The organism is Clavibacter michiganensis, from assembly GCF_021216655.1.
Taxonomy (GTDB): domain Bacteria; phylum Actinomycetota; class Actinomycetes; order Actinomycetales; family Microbacteriaceae; genus Clavibacter; species Clavibacter michiganensis.
In genome coordinates this window covers 1,587,136-1,607,080 of record NZ_CP080437.1, presented here as the reverse complement: position 1 = coordinate 1,607,080, position 19,945 = coordinate 1,587,136, and the positions used below count along the sequence as shown (strand labels likewise).

23 protein-coding genes and 1 pseudogene are annotated in these 19,945 nt (G+C 73.4%); 14 read left to right on the top strand and 10 right to left on the bottom strand.

All coding sequences use genetic code 11. The features are described from left to right. Nucleotides 1-14 precede the first annotated feature (14 nt). Nucleotides 15-803 carry a glucose 1-dehydrogenase gene (locus K0V08_RS07405; protein WP_079534320.1) on the top strand — a complete coding sequence of 263 codons (789 nt, stop codon included), beginning with the start codon at nt 15-17 and terminating at the stop codon, nt 801-803. A gap of 58 nt (nt 804-861) precedes the next feature. On the opposite strand, the gene K0V08_RS07400 is transcribed toward K0V08_RS07405, so the two are convergent. The 5 genes from K0V08_RS07400 to K0V08_RS07380 form a co-directional block, all read right to left on the bottom strand. Continuing rightward, nucleotides 862-1,311, bottom strand: coding sequence for a hypothetical protein (locus K0V08_RS07400; RefSeq protein ID WP_079534322.1), 450 nt, complete (start codon nt 1,309-1,311; stop codon nt 862-864). 121 nt (nt 1,312-1,432) lie between these two features. Then, nucleotides 1,433-2,497 (bottom strand): NAD-dependent epimerase/dehydratase family protein, encoded by a 1,065-nt coding sequence (locus K0V08_RS07395; RefSeq protein WP_079534324.1) that lies wholly within the window; start codon nt 2,495-2,497, stop codon nt 1,433-1,435. After that, nucleotides 2,494-3,414 (bottom strand): MTAP family purine nucleoside phosphorylase, encoded by a 921-nt coding sequence (locus tag K0V08_RS07390; protein WP_079534326.1) that lies wholly within the window; start codon nt 3,412-3,414, stop codon nt 2,494-2,496. Before K0V08_RS07390 ends, K0V08_RS07395 begins: the two co-directional genes overlap by 4 nt. Before the next feature lie 109 nt (nt 3,415-3,523). Beyond that, the gene (locus K0V08_RS07385) at nt 3,524-4,297 is read right to left on the bottom strand and encodes an isocitrate lyase/PEP mutase family protein (RefSeq protein WP_012039006.1); all 774 of its coding nucleotides are present in this window, start codon (nt 4,295-4,297) and stop codon (nt 3,524-3,526) included. Between the two features lie 97 nt (nt 4,298-4,394). After that, the gene (locus K0V08_RS07380) at nt 4,395-4,619 is read right to left on the bottom strand and encodes a hypothetical protein (protein WP_079534328.1); all 225 of its coding nucleotides are present in this window, start codon (nt 4,617-4,619) and stop codon (nt 4,395-4,397) included. Between the two features lie 131 nt (nt 4,620-4,750). Between K0V08_RS07380 and K0V08_RS07375 the strand changes: the two genes are divergently transcribed. The 9 genes and pseudogenes from K0V08_RS07375 (at nt 4,751) to K0V08_RS07335 (ending at nt 10,169) form a co-directional block, all read left to right on the top strand. After that, nucleotides 4,751-6,046: a molybdopterin molybdotransferase MoeA gene (locus K0V08_RS07375; RefSeq protein WP_079534330.1), complete on the top strand. Its 1,296-nt coding sequence runs from the start codon at nt 4,751-4,753 to the stop codon at nt 6,044-6,046. After that, a complete protein-coding gene (gene moaC, locus K0V08_RS07370; protein WP_079534332.1) occupies nt 6,039-6,533 on the top strand; it encodes a cyclic pyranopterin monophosphate synthase MoaC in 495 nt (164 codons plus the stop codon). The genes K0V08_RS07375 and moaC overlap by 8 nt, the downstream gene beginning before the upstream one ends. Next, entirely contained in the window at nt 6,530-7,084 is a 555-nt protein-coding gene (locus tag K0V08_RS07365; protein ID WP_079534336.1) for a MogA/MoaB family molybdenum cofactor biosynthesis protein, read from the top strand. The genes moaC and K0V08_RS07365 overlap by 4 nt, the downstream gene beginning before the upstream one ends. Further along, nucleotides 7,081-7,512, top strand: coding sequence for a molybdenum cofactor biosynthesis protein MoaE (locus tag K0V08_RS07360; protein ID WP_079534338.1), 432 nt, complete (start codon nt 7,081-7,083; stop codon nt 7,510-7,512). The genes K0V08_RS07365 and K0V08_RS07360 overlap by 4 nt, the downstream gene beginning before the upstream one ends. 236 nt (nt 7,513-7,748) lie before the next feature. Continuing rightward, on the top strand, nt 7,749-8,330 hold the full coding sequence (locus tag K0V08_RS07355; RefSeq protein ID WP_079534340.1) for a hypothetical protein: 582 nt from the start codon (nt 7,749-7,751) through the stop codon (nt 8,328-8,330). Nucleotides 8,331-8,397: 67 nt separating this feature from the next. After that, entirely contained in the window at nt 8,398-8,586 is a 189-nt protein-coding gene (locus K0V08_RS07350) for a hypothetical protein (RefSeq protein WP_086515948.1), read from the top strand. 122 nt (nt 8,587-8,708) lie between these two features. Beyond that, a pseudogene (locus K0V08_RS16155) lies at nt 8,709-8,774 on the top strand (molybdenum cofactor biosynthesis protein MoaE); the annotation flags it as partial. A 172-nt stretch (nt 8,775-8,946) separates the two neighbouring features. Continuing rightward, nucleotides 8,947-9,681, top strand: coding sequence for a glycosyltransferase family 2 protein (locus K0V08_RS07340; protein ID WP_012039000.1), 735 nt, complete (start codon nt 8,947-8,949; stop codon nt 9,679-9,681). Further along, a complete protein-coding gene (locus K0V08_RS07335) occupies nt 9,678-10,169 on the top strand; it encodes a DUF2304 domain-containing protein (protein ID WP_079534688.1) in 492 nt (163 codons plus the stop codon). The genes K0V08_RS07340 and K0V08_RS07335 overlap by 4 nt, the downstream gene beginning before the upstream one ends. Here K0V08_RS07335 and K0V08_RS07330 read toward each other — a convergent pair. The 4 genes from K0V08_RS07330 to K0V08_RS07315 form a co-directional block, all read right to left on the bottom strand. Continuing rightward, complete coding sequence (locus K0V08_RS07330) at nt 10,076-10,555, bottom strand: GtrA family protein (RefSeq protein ID WP_012038998.1); 480 nt, start codon at nt 10,553-10,555, stop codon at nt 10,076-10,078. The two genes, K0V08_RS07335 and K0V08_RS07330, sit on opposite strands and share 94 nt — an antisense overlap. Next, nucleotides 10,552-12,285 (bottom strand): DUF2142 domain-containing protein, encoded by a 1,734-nt coding sequence (locus tag K0V08_RS07325; protein WP_079534344.1) that lies wholly within the window; start codon nt 12,283-12,285, stop codon nt 10,552-10,554. The genes K0V08_RS07330 and K0V08_RS07325 overlap by 4 nt, the downstream gene beginning before the upstream one ends. A 137-nt stretch (nt 12,286-12,422) precedes the next feature. Continuing rightward, nucleotides 12,423-12,593, bottom strand: a complete 171-nt coding sequence (locus K0V08_RS07320) for a hypothetical protein (protein ID WP_167435227.1) — start codon at nt 12,591-12,593, stop codon at nt 12,423-12,425. A gap of 163 nt (nt 12,594-12,756) precedes the next feature. Then, nucleotides 12,757-14,061, bottom strand: coding sequence for an MFS transporter (locus K0V08_RS07315; protein ID WP_079534346.1), 1,305 nt, complete (start codon nt 14,059-14,061; stop codon nt 12,757-12,759). 150 nt (nt 14,062-14,211) lie between these two features. Here K0V08_RS07315 and K0V08_RS07310 point away from each other — a divergent pair, with 150 nt between their 5' ends. Continuing rightward, complete coding sequence (locus K0V08_RS07310) at nt 14,212-16,029, top strand: ABC-F family ATP-binding cassette domain-containing protein (RefSeq protein WP_079534348.1); 1,818 nt, start codon at nt 14,212-14,214, stop codon at nt 16,027-16,029. Between the two features lie 12 nt (nt 16,030-16,041). On the opposite strand, the gene K0V08_RS07305 is transcribed toward K0V08_RS07310, so the two are convergent. Beyond that, entirely contained in the window at nt 16,042-16,971 is a 930-nt protein-coding gene (locus K0V08_RS07305) for a hypothetical protein (protein WP_079534350.1), read from the bottom strand. A gap of 345 nt (nt 16,972-17,316) precedes the next feature. Between K0V08_RS07305 and K0V08_RS07300 the strand changes: the two genes are divergently transcribed. Genes K0V08_RS07300 through K0V08_RS07290 form a run of 3 tightly spaced genes read left to right on the top strand, consistent with a single transcriptional unit; the run spans nt 17,317 to nt 19,944 of the window. Beyond that, on the top strand, nt 17,317-18,249 hold the full coding sequence (locus tag K0V08_RS07300; protein ID WP_012038973.1) for a MetQ/NlpA family ABC transporter substrate-binding protein: 933 nt from the start codon (nt 17,317-17,319) through the stop codon (nt 18,247-18,249). Further along, on the top strand, nt 18,246-19,283 hold the full coding sequence (locus tag K0V08_RS07295) for a methionine ABC transporter ATP-binding protein (RefSeq protein ID WP_079534352.1): 1,038 nt from the start codon (nt 18,246-18,248) through the stop codon (nt 19,281-19,283). Before K0V08_RS07300 ends, K0V08_RS07295 begins: the two co-directional genes overlap by 4 nt. A gap of 1 nt (nt 19,284) precedes the next feature. Continuing rightward, complete coding sequence (locus tag K0V08_RS07290) at nt 19,285-19,944, top strand: methionine ABC transporter permease (protein WP_012038971.1); 660 nt, start codon at nt 19,285-19,287, stop codon at nt 19,942-19,944. Nucleotide 19,945: the final 1 nt, after the last annotated feature.

Sequence of the window (19,945 nt, the reverse complement as noted above, 5' to 3'; positions counted from 1 at the left end):
CGTCAGGAGACCCCATGACCACCACCCGCTTCACCGACAAGGTCGTCCTCATCACCGGCGGAGGATCCGGCCTCGGCCGCGCCGCCGCCGTCCGCCTCGCCGCCGAGGGCGCGCAGCTCGCCCTCGTCGACATCTCCGAGGGCGGCCTGGTCGACACCGTCGCCGCCGTGACGGCCGCGACGCCCGACGCCGCGATCCTCACCGTGCTCGCCGACGTGTCGAAGGAGTCCGACGTCGACTCCTACGTGCACCAGACCGTCGAGCGCTTCGGCCGCATCGACGGCTTCTTCAACAACGCCGGCATCGAGGGCCGTCAGAACCTCACCGAGGACTTCACGGCCGCGGAGTTCGACAAGGTCGTCGCGATCAACCTGCGCGGCGTGTTCCTCGGCCTCGAGAAGGTCCTCGCCGTCATGCGCGAGCAGGGCTCCGGCATGGTCGTGAACACCGCCAGCGTCGGCGGGATCCGCGGCGTCGGCAACCAGTCCGGCTACGCGGCCGCGAAGCACGGCGTCGTCGGCCTCACCCGCAACTCGGCCGTCGAGTACGGGGAGTTCGGCATCCGGATCAACGCCATCGCGCCCGGCGCCATCTGGACCCCCATGGTCGAGGCGTCGATGAAGCAGATCAGCGCCGACGACCCGCGCGGTGCCGCGGAGCAGTTCATCCAGGGCAACCCGACCAAGCGCTACGGCGAGGCCGAGGAGATCGCGTCGGTCGTCGCGTTCCTGCTCTCGGATGACGCGGCGTACGTCAACGCGGCCGTGCTGCCGATCGACGGCGGGCAGTCCGCGAAGTACTGACGCGTGCCGTACGCGTCGGCCGCGAGGGCGGTCGGCGCGGCCGGACGGCTCAGCGCGCTCAACCGAACGGCGCCGTCGGGACCTGGCACGTCACGGGCTGCCCGGGCGCCGCAGTGGAGGTCGCGATCTCCTTCACGCCGTCCACGAGGATCCGGCAGGTCAGCGCCTCGCCGTCCACCGGGGTGGCCTGCACGAACGCCCAGTCCTCGGCGGTGACGACGGACTCGACCGACCAGACCGAGCTCGCCGAGTCGTCGCCGGGCGCGAGCGACGCCTGCCCGACCTCCTTCACGATCGACGGACGGCCGCGGTGCGAGGCCTCGGCGTACGAGACGTCCGTCAGGCCGCCGTCGGCGGGGCCAGTGGTCGTCACCTCGTAGGTGATCGCGTAGATGTCGGCGATGTCGTCGGTGATGCCCGAGCAGCCGGCGAGGGCGAGGGACGCGGCGGTGACGGCGAGGGCGATGCCGGAGCGGCGGCTCACGCTGCGGGGCGATGCGGGGGTCATGCACCCAGTGTGGCGAGCGGACGGCCCCGACCTCGTCCGTCGGAGGTGCCGGGCTCCGCGGACGAGCGGCACCCGGGTACGACCCGTCATGGATCCGCCGCGGCTGCCGGGCACCCGCGGCTCAGACGACCGCGCTGCGCAGCGGCGCCGTCGCGAACTCGCGCATGCCCTCCTCGAAGGTCATCCGCGGCTCCCAGCCGAGCTCCGTGCGCAGCCGGTCCGACGACGCCGTGATGTGGCGCACATCGCCGAGCCGGTACTCGCCTGTGGTGACGGGCGCGGATCCGCCGGCCTCGCGCGCGAGCGCCTCCGCCATCTCGCCGATGGTGTGCACGGTGCCGCTGCCGACGTTGAAGGCCCGGAAGGATCCCGCCTCGCGGTCGGCGGTCCAGGCGAGCGCGGCGAGGTTCGCGCCGGCGACGTCGCGCACGTGGACGAAGTCGCGGCGCTGCCGGCCGTCCTCGAAGACGCGCGGCGCCTCGCCGCGCGCGAGCGCCGAGCGGAACAGCGAGGCGACGCCCGCGTAGGGCGTGTTCTGCGGCATGCCCGGCCCGTAGACGTTGTGGTACCGCAGCGCGGCCGCCCGACCGCCGGTGGCCCGGGTCCACGAGCTCGCGAGGTTCTCCTGCGCGAGCTTGGTGGTGGCGTAGACGTTGCGGGGATCCAGCGGCACGTCCTCGCCGATGAGCTGCGGGACGAGCGGCTCGCCGGTCGCGGGATCCACCGGATCGAACATCCCGGCATCGAGGTCGGCGACGCCGCGGGCGGGCGGGCGCACCGGTCCGTCGGCGCCCGCGTACGCGCCCTCGCCGTACACGACCATCGAGCTCGCGAGCACGAGCCGGTCGATGCCCGCGCGGGTCATCGCGGCGAGGAGCACGGCCGTGCCGCCGTCGTTGGTCGTCACGTAGTCGGGTGCGTCGAGGAAGTCGACGCCCAGGCCGACCTTCGCGGCCTGGTGGCACACGACGTCCACGCCGTCGAGCGCGCCGGCGACGGCGTCCGGGTCGGTGACGTCGCCGCGCACGAGTTCGACGCGCGGGTCGATCTCCGGATCGCCGCCGTGCACGTCGGCGCGCAGCGAGTCGAGCACGCGCACGCGCCGGCCCTCCTCGAGCGCCGCCTGCACGATGGCGCCGCCGATGAAGCCGGCGCCTCCCGTGACGAGGAGGATCCCGTCGCTCACGAGCGCGCGCCGGTCGTGGTGCTCGCGCCGGTGACGGGCCGCGCGAGCACGGACTCGACCGCGCCCGGGTCGATCAGCGGGCGTCCGCGGTAGTCGGCGGGGATGGCGCGGACGACCGCCTCGATCGCCCGGACGATGCGCGGCTGCGCCTCCCGGAGCCGGGCGAACACCAGGTCGGCCGTGACGGCATCTCCCTGCTCGCCCGGCAGCGGTGCGAGTCCCGCGTCCGCGTCGGTGACGAACGACAGGTTCACCGTCCCGATGTTGAGCTCGGAGGCGAGCACGACCTCGGGGTACTGCGTCATGTTCACGATGTGCGCGCCTGCCTGCCGGAACCAGAGCGACTCGGCGCGCGTGGAGAAGCGCGGGCCCTGGATCACGACGACGGTGCCCGAGGTGCGCAGCGGCCCTGCCGCATCCGCCCGGTCGCCGCCCTCGAGATCCACGAGCGCGGCGGCCGCGAGCGCGTGCAGCTCGGGGTCGAATGGATCCGCGGCGGAGAGGTGCTGCACGACGCCCTGGTCGAAGAACGTGTCGGGCCGGCCCCACGTGCGGTCGAGGAGCTGGTCGGTGAGGACGAGCGATCCCGGCGGGTAGTCCGGCGAGACGCCGCCCACCGCGGACGACGACACGATGGCGCAGACGCCGAGCGACGCCAGCGCCCAGATGTTCGCGCGGTAGTCGATGAGGTGCGGCGCTACCGAGTGGTCGGCGCCGTGCCGGGTGAGGAACGCGACGCGGCGGCCCGCCAGCTCGCCGACGGCGACCTCGCTCGAGGTCGGGCCGAACGGCGTCTCGATGCGGTGCGACGCGCTCGTCGCGGGATCGAGCAGGGAGTAGAGGCCGGATCCGCCGATGACGCCGATCTCGGCGCGGGGGACGGATGCGGTGGTCGCCGCGGCGGGGGTGTCGGTCACGTCGTGCTCCTTCGGGTGGGTGCCCAGTCAACCAGGGCGCGGTGGACGCGGGCTCGACCGCATCCGCCGCGCCCCGGTCGACGTGGACCGAGGCGACGCCGGGACCGCGTCAGTTGAGCGGCCGCGTCCCCTCGGGCAGCGCACCGCCCGCGTAGAGGTCCTTCGCGGTGTCCTGCAGGGCCGTGAGCGCGACGCGCTGGGTCCACGGGCCGTAGGAGATGCGGCCGACGCCGAGCTCCTCGAAGCGGGCGGGGGAGAGGGATCCGGGGACGCCGATGACGGTGAGGCGCTGCGGGCCGACGGCGTCGACGAGGGTGCGCACCTCGTCCTCGGTGAGCGGTCCGGGCACGAAGACGGTCGTGGCGCCGGCGGCCATGTAGGCGCGCGTGCGCTCGACGGCGTCCGCGAGGATGTCGGACCGGTCGCGGTCGCCGCCCAGCACGTAGGCGTCGGTGCGGGCGTTGAGCGCGAACGGCACGCCCTCGGCCTGCGCTGCCGCGACGGCGGCCTCGACCGCGCGGATCGAGTCGTCGAGGGGGCGCATGCCGTCCTCGAGGTTGGCGCCGACGACGCCCACGCCGATGGCGCGGCGCACGGTCTCGCCCGCGTCCCCGTAGCCCGACTCGAGGTCGGCGGAGACGGGCTGCTCGACGGCGGCGACGATGCGGCCGATCATGTCGAGGTGCAGGTCGAGCGGGATCCTCTCGCCGTCCTCGTAGCCGAAGGTGGCGGCGATGGAGTGGCTCGCGGTGGCGAGGGCCTTGGTCTCGGGGAGCGCGCCGATGGCGGCGGCCGTGATGGCGTCCCACACGTTCACCACCCTCAGGAGCTCGGGAGCGGTGTGGAGGTCGACGAGGGTCTGCCCGCGGGCGGCGATGGTCATGCTCCGACCCTAGGACGGCCGGGCGGCGCGCGGCAGGGGCCGGTTCGGGAGGCGGACACGGATCCGGTCCCGCGCTCTGGGGAGGAGCGGGTCCGTGTCAGCGCGGGCGGTCCGCGGCGGACCGCACGGCCGAGACGACCAGGCCCGCGCCCGCCGTGAGCAGCGCGAGGGCCGCGACGAGCAGCAGCAGACCCAGGTCGGATCCGCCCGTGTGGACGACCACCCCGGCGATGCCGAGCGCGATCGCGGCGGCGAGCAGCACGGCGCCGATCGCGGCGGCCACGCGACGGCGGACGGTGGCGCGGCGCTCGTGCGGATCCATGCGCTCAGGGTCCCGCGCCCGGACCGCGACGGCAAGGCCCGTGTCCGGGGCGCGGATGACGAGGAGGACGACCGCGCATCGGGATCCGGCGGCGCCCGGGAGGACGCACCCGCGTCGGGGATGATGGTCCCATGACCCCCGACCGCCCCGCTGGCCGACGACGACGCACGGTCGACGAGCACCGCGCGGCCGTGTCGGCGCTCCTCGCCCCGCTCGCCGGCCTGCCCGCGGAGGAGCTGCCCGTCGCCGCGGACGCCGTGAGCGCGGATCCGCACCGCTACGCCGACCGCGTGCTCGCCCGCGACGTCACGAGCCCGCTCGACCTGCCGCCGTTCCGCAACTCGCAGATGGACGGCTACGCGGTGCGCGCGGCGGACCTCGCAGGCGCGAGCGACGCGGTCCCGGCCGTCCTGCGCATCGCCGCGCGGATCCCCGCCGGCGTCGCCCCGGTGCCTCTCCAGCCCGGCACCGCCGCCCCCTGCATGACGGGCGCGCCCGTCCCGCCCGGCGCCGACGCGATCGTGCCCATCGAGGCCGCGATCCCCGACCGCTTCGTCGACGAGACCGCGACCGACGCGACCGTCGCCTTCGCCGCCCCCGTGGATCCGGGCGCCTTCGTCCGCGCGCAGGGCAGCGACCTCGCGGCGGGGGCCGTGCTCGTCGCCGCCGGCACGCGCCTCCTCCCGTCGCACTGGGGCGTGCTCGCGTCGGCGGGTGTCGCGGCCGTCACCGTGCGCCGCCGACCCGTCGTGCTCCTCCTCTCCACCGGCCTCGAGCTGCGCGCGCCGGGCGAGGAGCTCGCGCCCGGGCAGATCCACGACGCCAACTCGGTCGCGCTCGCCGCGGCGCTCTCGGCCGCCGGGGCGGAGGTCCGCCCGCTGCGGGTCGCGTCCGACGACGCCGGCCGCGTGGGTGAGGCGCTCCGTGGGGCCGCCGCCGGCATCGACCTGCTGGTCACGACGGGCGGCGTCAGCGCCGGCGCCTACGAGGTCGTGCGCGACGTGCTCGAGGGCGGCGGCGTGGAGTTCGTCTCCGTCGCCGTGCAGCCGGGCGGGCCGCAGGGGCTCGGGACCGCGGAGGCCGGCGGCGCGCGGATCCCCGTGGTCGCCTTCCCCGGCAACCCCGTGAGCGCGCTGGTCTCGTTCGAGCTCTTCCTCCGTCCGGTGCTGCGCGCCCTCGCCGGGCACCCGCGACCCGACCGCCCGTCCCGCGAGGCGCCGCTCGCCGCGCCCCTCGACTCGCCCGCCGCCAAGCACCAGGTGCGGCGCGGCCGCCTCGACGAAGACGGCCGGGTCGTCGCGGTCGGCGGCCCCGGATCCCACCTCCTGCACGCGTACGCGACCGCCACCCACCTCGTCCACATCCCCGCAGGTCTCGACCGGCTGGAGGCCGGCGACCCCGTCACCGTCTGGAGCATCGATGACTGATCCCGCAGCGAGCGCCGCGCCGTCCCTCACCCACCTGCGGCAGGACGGATCCGCGCACATGGTCGACGTCACCGACAAGGCCGTCACGAAGCGCCGGGCCGTCGCGCAGGCCGTGCTCGTGACCCGGCCCGAGGTGGTGTCGGCCGTGATCTCGGGCGACCTGCCCAAGGGCGAGGCCGTCGGCACGGCGCGCATCGCGGGGATCATGGCGGCGAAGCAGACCTCCAGCCTCATCCCGCTGTGCCACCCGCTGCCCATCGGCCGCATCGAGATCGACATCACCGGTGCCGACGACCGGCTCACGGTGGTCGCGTCCGTCAGCACCACGGGCGTCACGGGCGTCGAGATGGAGGCGCTCACCGCGGCGTCGGTCGCGGCGCTCACGCTCTACGACATGGTCAAGGCGGTGGATGCGCGGGCCGTGATCACCGACGTGCTCGTGCGCGAGAAGCAGGGCGGCAAGTCCGGCGACTGGGCCCGGCCGTGAGCGCGGCGGATCCCCGCGGCCGCGCCGTCGTGATCGTCGCCTCCACGCGCGCCGCGGCGGGGGAGTACGAGGACCGCACCGGCCCCGTCATCGCCGCGTGGCTCGCCGAGCGCGGGTTCGAGGTGGGCGCGCCGGTCGTCCGCCCCGACGGGCCAGGGGTCGCCGCGGCGCTCGCCGAGGCCCTCGCGGGCGGCGCGCGCGTGATCCTCACCACGGGCGGCACGGGCATCACCCCCACCGACCGCACGCCCGAGGCGACCCTGCCGCTGCTCGACCTCGAGATCCCCGGGATCATGGAGGAGGCCCGCCGCATCGGCACGGCCCACACGCCCACCGCGGTGCTCACGCGCGGGCACGCGGGGCTCGCGGGCGGCGCGTTCGTCATGAACCTGCCGGGCTCGCCGGGCGGCGTGCGCGACGGCCTCGGCCTCCTCGACCGGATCCTCGACCACGCGCTCGAGCAGGCCCGCGGCGCAGTGCATCCCGCCGCCGACCCGGCCGCCGACACCGCCGACACGGCTCCCGCGGCCGACGCAGGAGCCAGCTCGTGACCGCCGACCGCGTGCTCTTCGCGCGCATCGCGGGCGGCGCGATCCGCGTGGAGGACTGCGCCGACGCCGTGCGCGCCGACGACGCGGGCGCGGTCGTCACCTTCGAGGGAGTGGTGCGCGACCACGACGACGGTCGCGGCGTCCTCTGGCTCGAATACTCCGCGCATCCGGCCGCCCGCCAGGCGATCCGGCAGGTCGCGCTCGACGTCTCCGCGCGCTACCCCGAGGTGCGGATCGCCGTCGAGCACCGCATCGGCCGCCTCGGCATCGGCGACGTCGCGCTCACCTGCGCCGTCTCCTCCGCGCACCGCGCGGACGCGTTCGCCGCGTGCGGTCTCCTGGTGGACGAGGTGAAGCAGCGCGTCCCGATCTGGAAGCAGCAGGCCTTCGACGACGGCACGAGCGAGTGGGTGGCCTCGCTCGGCTGACTTGCTCGGGTCGAGCGCTTCATATTCTCCGCCCTGTGGACTGTGTCGACGGGCTTCGATCACGAGTTCTGAGTTCAGCCTCGAGGGCTCAGTCGATCCTGGAATTCCGACCGGAGCCCACGTCACGCGAGGCATATCTGAATGCCGAGCCCTGCCTCGCTCCCTCGGTACACTGGGTGTAGGTCGAGCGACATCGGTGCGCGGATTGTCTCACTCCTCTATAGAAGGAAAGACAAATGAACAGCAGATCGAAGGCTCCAATCTATGTTGCTGTGGCGGCAGTCGTCGCCCTCGGATTCACGTGCATCTCCTCCGGGGCAGCAGATGCGGCTGAGATGGCTCAGCCCCCGGGGTCGTCCGCGATCTCGGGACAGGCGACCAGTCGCTTGCACGCCGAACTGGACGCGTCGGACGTCCCACGAGAGATCTCGCTTGTCGATGGGCGGTCCGTCACGACCTACCACGTGGGCAGCGGGATCGAAATCGTATATCCTGAAGGGGCGGCAGCCACCCCGCCCCAGGGGGAGTTCGAATCGAAGATTTCCGGCGGACTCGACGACGGTACCGGGCATCCATACATCCTCTTGAATTCATTCGATCAAGATGCAATCATCAACGGCAGCGGCTTCCTTATAGGAATCGCCGCGTGCGGCGCATTCCCCGAGACCTGTGTCATCACTACCGGTGTCCTCGCGGCCGCGCAGCAGTACCTCAGCTATAATGGGAAGTGTTCTGACGATCGTCAACTGCTCCTCCCCTTTTTCGGTCATGAAGCGGCGTGGTCTGGCGTAGACGATTCATGGATTCGGTGCGTCTGACGCTCACACCACCTAAGAGGTGGGTGCTGCGAGAGCCGCGGTGCCCACCTCCGGAAAAGAGGCCAAATTGAGGTACAAGATCGCGGGAATCGTCGTCCTCGGGCTCGGGGTCGTCCTGCTCATTCAATATTTCACCTTCGAGCGAACCGGAGTGATCCGAGTCGTGGGGTCGATTGCCTTCGGCGTCACCATCGTGATCTCTGGCCTCGCGATCAATGCAGTCGTACGCCACGATGGCCAAAAGAGCTCTGAGTGAGGAGACGTCCATCGACCAAATCGACGGTACGGTGTCCGGGCCGTCAAGTGGAGGGCAGGGGCCGGCCGTTGATCCGAGCGTCGTCAGGCGTCTCTCGGCGGCACGGCTTTATCTGAAAGCACATCGAGCACCGCATCGGCCGGCTCGGCATCGGCGACGTCGCGCTCACCTGCGCCGTCTCCTCCGCGCACCGCGCGGACGCGTTCGCCGCGTGCGGTCTCCTCGTCGACGAGGTGAAGCAGCGCGTCCCGATCTGGAAGCAGCAGGCCTTCGACGACGGCACGAGCGAGTGGGTCGCCTCGTTGGGCGGACCCGGCGATCCCGCGCGGGCGCCCGGCGCCGCCTTGCTACCCTCTCAGCATGCCCGCCAGCCTGAGCACGACCCTCATCGTCATGCCCGCGTACAACGAGGAGGAGGCGGTGGGCCAGGTCGTGCGGGAGGTCCTCGACACGCTCCCCGGCATCGCGTGCCTGGTCGTCAGCGACGGATCGAAGGACCGCACGGTCGAGGTCGCCCAGGCCGCGGGTGCCCGCGTGCTCGAGCTGCCGTTCAACCTCGGCGTCGGCGGCGCGATGCGCGCGGGGTTCCGCTACGCGCAGCGCCACGGCTTCGACAACGTCATCCAGATCGACTCGGACGGCCAGCACAACCCGGAGAGCGTGCCGCAGCTGCTCGCCGCCCTCGAGCGCAAGGACGTCGTCATCGGCGCGCGGTTCGCGGGCGAGGGCGACTACGAGGTGTCCGGCCCGCGCAAGTGGGCGATGAGGTTCCTGAGCTTCACGCTCAGCCGCATCGCACGGACGCCGCTCACCGACACGACATCCGGCTACCGCGGATCCGGCCCCCGCGCCGTCGCGCTGTTCGCGGAGAACTACCCCGCCGAGTACCTCGGCGACACGGTCGAGTCCCTTGTCATCGCGGCCCGCCACGGCCTCACCATCGAGCAGGTGCCCGTGTCGATGCGGCCCCGCGCCGGCGGCGTCGCGTCGCACAACCCGGCGAAGGCCGCCATCTACCTGGCGCGCGCCGGCATGGCGCTCGTGATCGCCCTCATCCGTCCCATCAGCCGACCCGTCAAGGCGGTCACCGCGTGAACCCCACCAGCTACGTCTTCACCCTCGTCGCGGCGCTCCTCGCCGTGGGCGTCGTGATCGAGCGCCTCCGTCGGCGCCGCCTCCGCGAGCGCCACGCCGTGTGGTGGCTGGTCGCGGGCCTCGTCGCGCTCGTGATCAGCGTCTTCCCGCCGCTGCTCTCGGGTGCGGCCCGGTTCCTCGGCGTGCAGGAGCCGCTCAACCTCGCGTTCTTCGCGAGCATCGTGGTGATCTTCCTGGTGTGCGTGCAGTACAGCGCCGAGCTCACCGACCTGGAGGACAAGGTGCGGCGGCTGGCGGAGGAGAGCGCCATGACGGACCTGCGTCTGCGCGACCTAGAGCAGGAGGCGCGCGCGGGCGCGGCGCCCGCCTCGTCCGGGTCGCCCGCCGAGCGGGATCAGCCGGCGGCGGGCTCCGACGGGCGCGGATCGTCCGCCTCGTCGTCCCCGACAGGGACCGCCGACCGGTCCGCGAACACCCAGAACCTGTAGGCGGCGTAGTTCCAGAGCGTCGTCATGGCCGTCGACACGAACTTGCCGACGATGTAGCCGAGGCCGATGCGGTCGAACAGCTCGATGATCAGCACGGTGGCGAGCGAGTTGACGGCCACCAGCACCCCGTACTTCCAGAGGCTGTGCCAGTCCGACCTCTGGTCCCGGAACGTCAGGAAGCGCTGCATCACGTAGCTCACGACGAGACCCGCCCAGAACGAGGTCGCGCTCGCGGCGGCCAGCGGCCAGCCGAGGAGGTCGCGGCCGACGATGAGCAGGCCGAGGTCGACGACGAAGGCCACGCCGCCCACCGCGAGGTAGACGAACGGCCCGTAGAGGCGGCCGGAGCGGAAGCGCGCGAGGCGGCCGGGGATGCCGGTGCTCATGCGCCGCGCGATCCGTCGGCGGTCGCGGTGGCCGTCGCGTCAGCGGGCGAGTGCGGGATCGGCGTCGGCTCGGGATCCCCGTCGGCATGCGCCTCGGCAGAGGCGGCCACGGTGCCGCGGCCGGTGCCTGCTGCGGCGGGCATCCCGACGCCGGCGAGTCCGCGGGGCCCGGCGTCCAGCGTCGCCTCCGTCGGGGCGTCGCGGCGCGCGGCCAGCACCGCGAGGAGCAGCGCGGCGCCGGCGACGACCGACCCGGCCGCGATCGCGAGGATCCACGGCTCCACGCCCACGACGGGCGGGGACCAGCGGGGACGCAGCAGGAGGTCGGACCACGACGCGCTGAGGCCCACGGAGTTGCGACGCAGGAAGGTCATGAGGCCCACGAAGGCCGCCGCGGCGTGCACGACCGCGACGAGCACGAGGATCCGGCGCCGCACGACGGCGGGCACGCGGTCGAAGGCGGGAGCGGCGACGACGGCCGCGACCATGATCAGCAGCAGGTACGCCGGCAGGTTGTACCGTCCCTGCCACACGAACCCGGACACCGTCACGGACGACGCCTGCACGAGCGCCGGGAGCAGGAGGAAGCCGACGAGGGCGACGACGACCGCGCGCCGGCCGCCCTTCGCGGACGGGATCATCAGGGCCGCGGCGACGATGACGCCCCAGCCCACGAAGTAGGGGAACACCGCGTACGACGGGATGGCGGTGTCGAGCCAGCCGAAGTTGCCGACCATGTCGCGCGCGTAGTCGAAGGTGCGCTCGAGCATGATCACGAGGCCCTCGGCGAAGCTGGTGCCCGCGCGCTCGTAGACGCCGACGGCCGCGAGCGAGCCGGTGCGCAGGATCCACACGATCGCGAGCACGGTCGACACCGCCACGACGCCCACCGCGGTGAGCACCTGCGGGCGGCGGAGGTACGTCCAGAAGCGGGACCAGCCGACGAGGCACGCGCCCGCCACCACGACGACGCCGAGCCACATGGGAGAGAGGCCGCGCGCGTGCACGAGCAGCCCGCCGGTGACCGCGAGGAACGCCGCGGTGCGCCAGCTCACGGGCCCGCCGCGCACGAGGCCCGTGATGTACGCGGCCGCGAACGCCGCGGTCGCCGCGATCTCGAAGGCGTTCGGGTTCACGGATCCGAACAGCGAGTGCGTCATGGGCGTGAGCGCCGCGAAGGTGGCGAGCACCGGGAGGACCGGCCGGGGGAGGCGGGCGAGGTAGGCGAGCGCGCCCGCGGCGAGCAGCGTGCAGAGGAGCGCGCTCACGAGGCGCATGCCGAAGACGGCCATGGTGCCGCCTCCCCAGATGAGCGTCGGCCAGCCGACGAGCACGTAGTAGACGGGGTCGTAGAGGCCGGCGCTCGTCTCGGTGGAGACGATGCGGTCGGCCGCGTCGCCGGCGGGGAAGCCGGGCGCGCAGTCGGCCGTCCGATCGCCGTCGTGCCGGGCGCACGCCGAGGGATCCGAATACGCGACGCCCGCGGGCACCTGGACGACGCGCACCTGCGGGTCGTCCGTCACGTCGCCGAGGAACTGGCCGCGCACGACGGAGGCCGCCTTGTTCATGTGCGCCGGCTCGTCGGGGCTCGCGCCGAGCGGCGTCGTGACCGCCCACAGCGCGCTCAGGACGCCGATCCCGATGAGCGCCGCGAGGAACACGAGGAGCGACGCCCTGCCCGGCCGGCCGTCGGTGCGCGGGGCGCGGGCGTGCGGGGGCGTTCGCATCATGGTCTCTCCGGGACGTGCAGCGCGTGCGGACAGGAGCGGCCGGCGGGCCCCCTGCGGACGGCGACCTGCACGTGGCGGTCCCGCGGTCCGAGACGAGGATAGCCCGTCGTCGTCCGGGTCCCGGGAGCGGACGGGCGCTACGCCTTCGGGGTCTTCGCGGCGTTGTAGCGGCGGCGGAGGCTGCCGAGCACGATCGTGCCGAGGATCAGGATGATGCCGATGATGCCGAGCCAGATGAGGCCCTTGATGGCGAAGCCGACCACCGTGAGGATCAGCCAGAGCACGAGCAGGACGACGATGAACGCCATGGGGGACGACCTTCCGTTCGGGGCCGGCGCCGGGCGTGATGCCGGTCCGGTGGGACGCGCGTCGGGACGGCTCGGCCGCACGGCGACGACGATGCTACCCGGATGCCCGGATGCCCGGATGCCCGGATGCCCGGATGCCCGGATGCCCGGACGGCGGCGGAGCTCAGCTGGCGGAGGCGGCGTCGAGCGCGTCGGCGATCCGCTCGGCGCGGCGCGTGCGGCGTCCCGTGAGCTGCAGCACGAGCGCGACCAGGGCGCTCGCCGCGACGAAGGCGCCGTAGACGGTGAGCACGATCGGCAGCCCGTCCGCCTCGACGAACACGCCCGCGACGATGCTCGGCACCCCGAAGGCGAGGTAGCTCGCGACGTAGACGGAGGAGAGGAGGCTCGCGCGCTGGTCGACGGGCGCCTCCGCGAGCACGAGCCGCAGGCCCGCCTGGAAGCCCGCGCCGAAGCCGACGCCGCCGATCACCGCGGCGATCGCGAAGAGGGGGAGCGACGCGGTCCAGATCGCGGCGACGAGGCCGATCGGGCCGAGCACCAGGGCGACCACGCCGACGATGAGGCTGCGGCGGGCGTCGCGGGTGCGGATCACGATGCCGGTGATCGCGCCCGTCCCGGTGAACAGGGCGATCGCCGTCCCCGTGAGCGCGGCGCTGTGCAGGCCGAACGTGGTGCCGAGCACGGATCCGATGAAGGCCAGGAACATGCCGCCGAGCGCCCAGCTGGCGATCATCCCGCCGACGACGGCGGTGAAGACGGAGCGGGCGGCGCGCGGCACGGCGACCGACGGGACGAGCGAGCGGAGCGCGCCCGCGCGACGCGGTTGGCGCTCGGGCACGAACGCGACGGCGACGCCAGCGGCGACCATGAGCGCGGCGAGCACGACGAACACCGTCTCCTCGGGCGCGGGTCCGTAGGCGACGAGGAAGCCGCTGCCGAGCGCGCCGACGGTGAGCGCCACGGGCGGCACGACGCCGTTGAGGAAGGCGGCGAGGCCGGATCGGCGCGACGGCTGGTGGTCGATCATCCCGGCGCCGAGCGCCCCGGTCGCGAGGCCGATGGCGAGGCCCTGCAGGATGCGCGCGACCACGAGCGCGAGCCCGTCGTGCGCGAAGGCGAAGACGAGCATGGCGGCGACGGACACGACGAGGGCGCCGAGGATCACGGGGCGGCGGCCGATGTGGTCGGAGAGCCGGCCGGCCGTGAGCAGGGTCGCGAGGAGGCCGGCCACGTAGACGGCGAACACGAGCGTGAGCACCACGGGCGGCAGCGTCCACTCCTCCTGGTACACGGGGTAGAGCGGCGAGGGCGCGGCGCCCGATGCGACCAGCACGAGCAGCGTGAGCGCGTAGACGAGGAGGCCGGCGGCGGACTCGCGGCGGGCGGGGGACGCGGCGTTCGCGTCGGACGCGGCGCCCGGACCGGTGACGGGGATCGATGCGGTCTCGGTGCGGCTGGTCGTCAAGTGCGCTCCTCGCGGTGGGCGGATCCCCGCGGACGGGCGGCGGGGCGGGCTGCTCCCCGTCGAGCGCGCGGCCCTGCACGGGCCACGATGAGGGGCAACGGCGGGCGGCTCGCGGGAATTCCCCGGCCGGGGGTCACCTAGGCTCGTGCGGTGGCCCATCTGCTGGGAGCCGAAGCGCTCCACCTCGAGTTCCCGACGCGCGTGATCTTCGACGACGTGACCATCGGGGTGAACGAGGGCGACCGCATCGGCATCGTCGGACGCAACGGCGACGGCAAGTCGACCCTCCTCTCCCTCCTCGCCGGACGCCTCGAGCCCGACCGCGGTCGCGTCACTCGCCGCCGCGGGATCACGATCGGCGTGCTCGACCAGAGCGACACCCTGCCCGACGGCCAGACCGTCGGCGAGGCCATCGTCGGCGGCATCGACGAGCACGAGTGGGCGGGCAACCCGCTCGTCCGCGACGTGATCGACGGCCTCGCCTCCGACGTGCCGTGGGACGCCGACGTCGCGAACCTCTCCGGCGGCCAGCGCCGCCGCGTCGCGCTCGCGAAGCTCCTCATCGGCGACCACGACATCCTCTTCCTCGACGAGCCCACCAACCACCTCGACGTGGAGGGCATCGCCTGGCTCGCCGGCCACCTCCGCCGCCGCTGGGCGCCCAACTCCGGCGGACTCATCGTCGTGACGCACGACCGGTGGTTCCTCGACGAGGTCGCGAACGCCACGTGGGAGGTCCACGACCGGCTCATCGAGCCGTTCGAGGGCGGGTACGCGGCGTACATCCTGCAGCGCGTCGAGCGCGATCGCAGCGCCGCCGTCTCCGAGGCGAAGCGCCAGAACCTCATGAAGAAGGAGCTCGCGTGGCTGCGCCGCGGGGCGCCCGCGCGCACCGCCAAGCCCAAGTTCCGGATCGAGGCGGCCAACGCCCTCATCGCCGACGAGCCGCCCGCCCGCGACACCGTCTCGCTCGCGTCCATGGCGATGCAGCGGCTCGGCAAGGACGTCGTCGACCTCCTCGACGTGTCCGTCAGCTACGGCGAGAAGCAGATCCTGAAGGACGTCGAGTGGCGCATCGCCCCCGGCGAGCGCACCGGCATCCTCGGCGTCAACGGCGCCGGCAAGTCCACGCTGCTGTCGCTCGTGGCCGGATCCCTCCAGCCCACCACCGGCAAGGTCAAGCGCGGCAAGACCATCAAGGTCGCGGTGCTCACGCAGCAGCTCGACGAGCTCAAGGACGTCCTCGAGGACCGCGTCTCGACGGTCATCGGCCGCCAGCGCACCACCTACGTCGCGGGCGGCAAGGAGATGACGCCCGGCCAGCTGCTCGAGCGCCTCGGCTTCACGAGCGCGCAGCTGTCGACCCCGGTCAAGGACCTCTCGGGCGGGCAGAAGCGCCGCCTCCAGCTCCTCCTCATCGTGCTCGACGAGCCGAACGTGCTGATCCTCGACGAGCCGACCAACGACCTCGACACGGACATGCTCGCCGCTATGGAGGACCTGCTCGACTCGTTCCCCGGCACGCTCCTCGTCGTCAGCCACGACCGGTACCTCATCGAGCGCGTCACCGACCAGCAGTACGCGGTGATGAACGGGAACCTCCGCCACCTCCCCGGCGGCGTGGAGCAGTACCTGAAGCTCCGGTCGCAGCCCGGCAACGCCGAGAAGGCGACGGTCGCCCGCCCCGACGAGGTCGGCGGCCAGGCCACGGCGACGCTCGGCGGATCCGGCGGCTCGCAGCTGCAGGGCGCCGAGCTGCGGAACGCGCAGAAGGAGCTCGCGAGCATCACGCGGAAGCTCGAGAAGGCGGACACGCGCCGCCGTCAGGCGCTCGACGCCATGGCCGAGCACGACCCGAACGACTACGACGGGCTCGGGAAGCTCAACGAGGGCGTGCGCGCCATCGAGGCCGAGGTCGAGGCCTTCGAGAGCCGCTGGATGGAGCTCAGCGAGCTGCTCGAGGGCTGATCCGCTCGCCGCTCAATACGCGAGGATGCGGTCCGGCGTGGTGAGCGTGATGAGGTCGTCGCCCGACCAGGTCGCCGTCACGTCGCCCGTGATCATGCCCGTGGAGCCGTCGCGGTTGCGCGACGGGAACTCGGTGGTCCACGCGATGCGGAGGCCGTCGGACGCGACGCGGTCGGGTGACGCGCACGAGACGACGCCCGCGCCGCCGCTCGGGAAGACCAGCAGGCACAGGTCGCCCGACACGGAGAGACCGGCGTAGAGGCCGACGCTCGTCTGCACGGCGCGGATCGTGGTGGCGTCGACGTCGGCGCGGACGGCCTTGGGCGGGCGGTCGCCGTCCTCCTGCGGGCCGTCGAAGATCGCGCCGACCGGGCGGCTGCGCTGGTCGGAGGTGGAGTCGGGGCCGAGGAGCGTCGTGCCGTCGGGGCTCGCGGCGGCGGCCGGGGTGGATCCCGCGGCGGCCGGCGGCGCGTCCGCGCCGGGGCTCGGGGTGCCGTCGGCGGAGGTCGACGCGGCCGAACCGCTGCCGAGCGTCGCGCCGACCGCCCCGCCCGCGGCGAGGCCCGCGGCCAGCGCGGCGGCGGCGATCCCGACGAGGACGCGTCGGGATCCGCGGGGAGGGGCGGCGGAGGCTGCGGTGTCGGCGTCGTCTTCGGTGGACCCGTCGTCCGCCGTCGCGTCGGCGGACGCGGGGGCCGCCGCATCCGCCGCATCCGCCGCATCCGCCGCATCCGCCGCATCCGCCCGCCCGTCGGCGCCGGCACTGGCTCCCGCCGCGAGGACGGCGTCGCCCGCGGCGGGCCGGGACGCGCGCTCGCGGCGGGTGAGCTCGGCGGCCGCGCGGATCCACCGCTCGTCGGCCTCGTCGGCCCCCTGCGCGTAGACGCGGCGTCGCAGCTCCTCGACGGGGAGCGCGGAGACGGCGTCGTCGTCCTCGTGCATGGGCACCTCCGTGGCCGACCCTGCCACATCCCGCGGGCGATGCGGGGTGTCCCCGTGTTACGGCCCGGTTCGACACGCCCCCGTCCGTCCGCCTACCGTCGAGGTGCTGCAGGGACGCGGCCACCGGCAGTCGTCGGCGTCCCGCACCGCAGGCGGGATCGTCGTCCCGCGCACGCCTCCCGCGAGGCATCCCGTCCGGACGCCCTGGCGCGTCCGCTCGACCGCGTCGGCGCGCGCACCCGCGCGCCATCCGGCCGCCACCGCATCCCCGCACGACCGCACCCGCACGACCGCATCCGCACCACCACCGGACAGCACCGGCCCCGCACCACCGAGAGGACCACCATGACCACCCAGGCACCCCTGATCGACGCCCCGAAGCGGAGGAACCGCCTCGGCCTCATCATCGGCGCGGTCGTCGTCGTCCTCGCGATCGTCGCGGCCGTCCTCTTCGCCACCGGCGCGTTCGCGGGCGGCGGCAAGGCCGTCAAGATCGGCGTCGTCGGCGCGAGCGACCCGCAGTGGCCCCTGTTCGTCGAGGCGGCGAAGGAGGAGGGCATCGACGTGCAGATCGTCGACTTCACCGAGTACCCGCAGGTGAACCCGGCGCTCAGCGAGGGCGAGATCGACCTCGACCAGTTCCAGCACCTCGTCTACCTCGCGCAGTACAACGAGGGCGCGGGCGAGGACCTCACGCCCATCGGCGCCACGGCGATCTACCCGCTCGGGCTGTACTCGTCGAAGCACACGTCGGTCGCCGACATCCCGCAGGGCGGCACCGTGATCCTCCCCAACGACGAGTCGAACCTCGCGCGCGGCCTCCTCCTGCTCCAGCGCGAGGGCCTCCTGACGCTGAAGGGCGGCGGATCCAGCGTCTCCACGCTCGACGACGTCGACCAGGCCGCGTCGAAGGTCAGCGTCACCACGGTCGACGCCGCGCTCACCGCCACCTCGCTGCCCGACGCGGACGCCGTCATCATCAACAACGACTTCGTCACCGACGCGGGGCTCACCGCCGGCGACGCGATCGCGCAGGACGACCCCAGCGACCCGAAGGCGCTCGCCTACGTCAACGTCTTCGCGGCCCGCGCCGCCGACGCGCAGAACGAGACCTACCTGAAGCTCGCGCAGATCTTCCGGGACACCCCCGCCGTGGTCGACGCGGTCGTCGAGAACTCGGGCGGCACCGCCATCCCGCTGCAGACCCCGGCCGACGAGCTGCAGAGCCTCCTCACCACCACCGAGAAGGCCGTCGCCGAGAAGAAGGCGGCTCGATGACGGACGCCCCGCACGTCTCCCTGCGCGGCGTCGGCAAGCAGTACCCGCCCCGCGCGAAGGGGGAGGCGGGGCTCCACGCCCTCGCCGACGTCGACCTCGACATCCGCCGCGGCGAGGTGTTCGGCATCATCGGCTACTCCGGCGCGGGCAAGAGCACGCTCGTGCGGCTGGTGAACGCGCTCGAGCGGCCGACCGCCGGCACGGTCTCGGTCGACGGACGCGAGATCCAGGCCCTCCCCGAGCGCGAGCTGCGGAAGCTGCGCCTCGGCATCGGCATGGTCTTCCAGCAGTTCAACCTCTTCACGTCGAAGACGGTGTGGGGCAACGTCGCGTACCCGCTCACGGTCGCCGGCATGCCGAAGGACCAGCAGCAGCGGCGGATCAGCGACCTGCTGCACTTCGTCGGCCTCGCGGACAAGGCGCACGCGCGGCCCGACGAGCTGTCCGGCGGCCAGAAGCAGCGCGTCGGCATCGCCCGCGCGCTCGCGACGAGCCCCGCGATCCTCCTGGCCGACGAGGCCACGAGCGCGCTGGATCCCGAGACCACGAGCGAGGTCCTCGCGCTCCTGCGCCGGGTGAACGAGGAGCTCGGCGTCACCATCGTCGTCATCACGCACGAGATGGAGGTCATCAAGTCCATCGCCGACCGCGTGGCCGTCATGGACTCCGGTCGCGTCATCGAGCACGGCGAGGTGTTCGACGTGTTCTCCCGGCCCACGAGCGACGCGGCGCGCCGCTTCGTCTCGACGGTCGTCGCGGGGATCCCCGAGCCGCAAGAGGTCCAGCGCCTCCGCCGCCGCCACCCGGGACGCCTCGTCACGCTGTCCTTCGCGGACGGCGGCGCCACGCAGGCCGAGGTGTTCCAGGCGCTCGCCGCCGCGGGCATCGCGTTCGAGGTCGTGCACGGCGGGATCACCGACATCCAGGGCCGCACGTTCGGCAACCTGACCCTCGCGCTCGGGGGCGACCCCGCGCGCATCGACGAGGTGCTCGCGGCCGACCGCGCCGGCGTCACCGTGACGGAGGTGGTCTGAGATGGACGCGCTGACCCCGCTCCTGCCGCTCCTCGGCCGGTCGACGGTCGAGACGCTCGTGATGGTGCTGCTCACGCTCCTGTTCGGCGGGCTCGGCGGCCTGATCATGGGCCTCGGGCTCTACCTCACGCGCGCCAGCAGCCTGCTGCCGAACCGCGCCGTGTTCGCCGTCCTCAACCTGGTCGTCAACACCTTCCGGCCGATCCCGTTCGTGATCTTCCTGGTCGCGGCACAGCCCCTCGCCCGCCTGGTCACGGGCAACGGCATCGGGCAGCCGGCGATCATCTTCACGCTGTCGCTGGGGGCGTCATTCGCGATCAGCCGCATCGTCGAGCAGAACCTGCTCACGGTGCAGCCGGGCGTGATCGAGGCCGCCCGGTCCGTGGGCGCGAGCCCCGTGCGGATCATCTTCACGCTGCTGATCCCGGAGGCGCTCGGCCCGCTGATCCTCGGCTACACGTTCATCTTCGTCGGCATCGTCGACATGACGGCCGTCGCAGGGGCGATCGGCGCGGGCGGCCTCGGCAACTTCGCGATCGTCTACGGCTATCGGCAGTTCGAGCCGGTCGTGACGTGGGCGGCCGTGCTCATCATCATCGTGCTCGTGCAGGTGGTGCAGTTCGCCGGCAACCGGATGGCCCGGGCGGCGCTCCGGCGCTGAT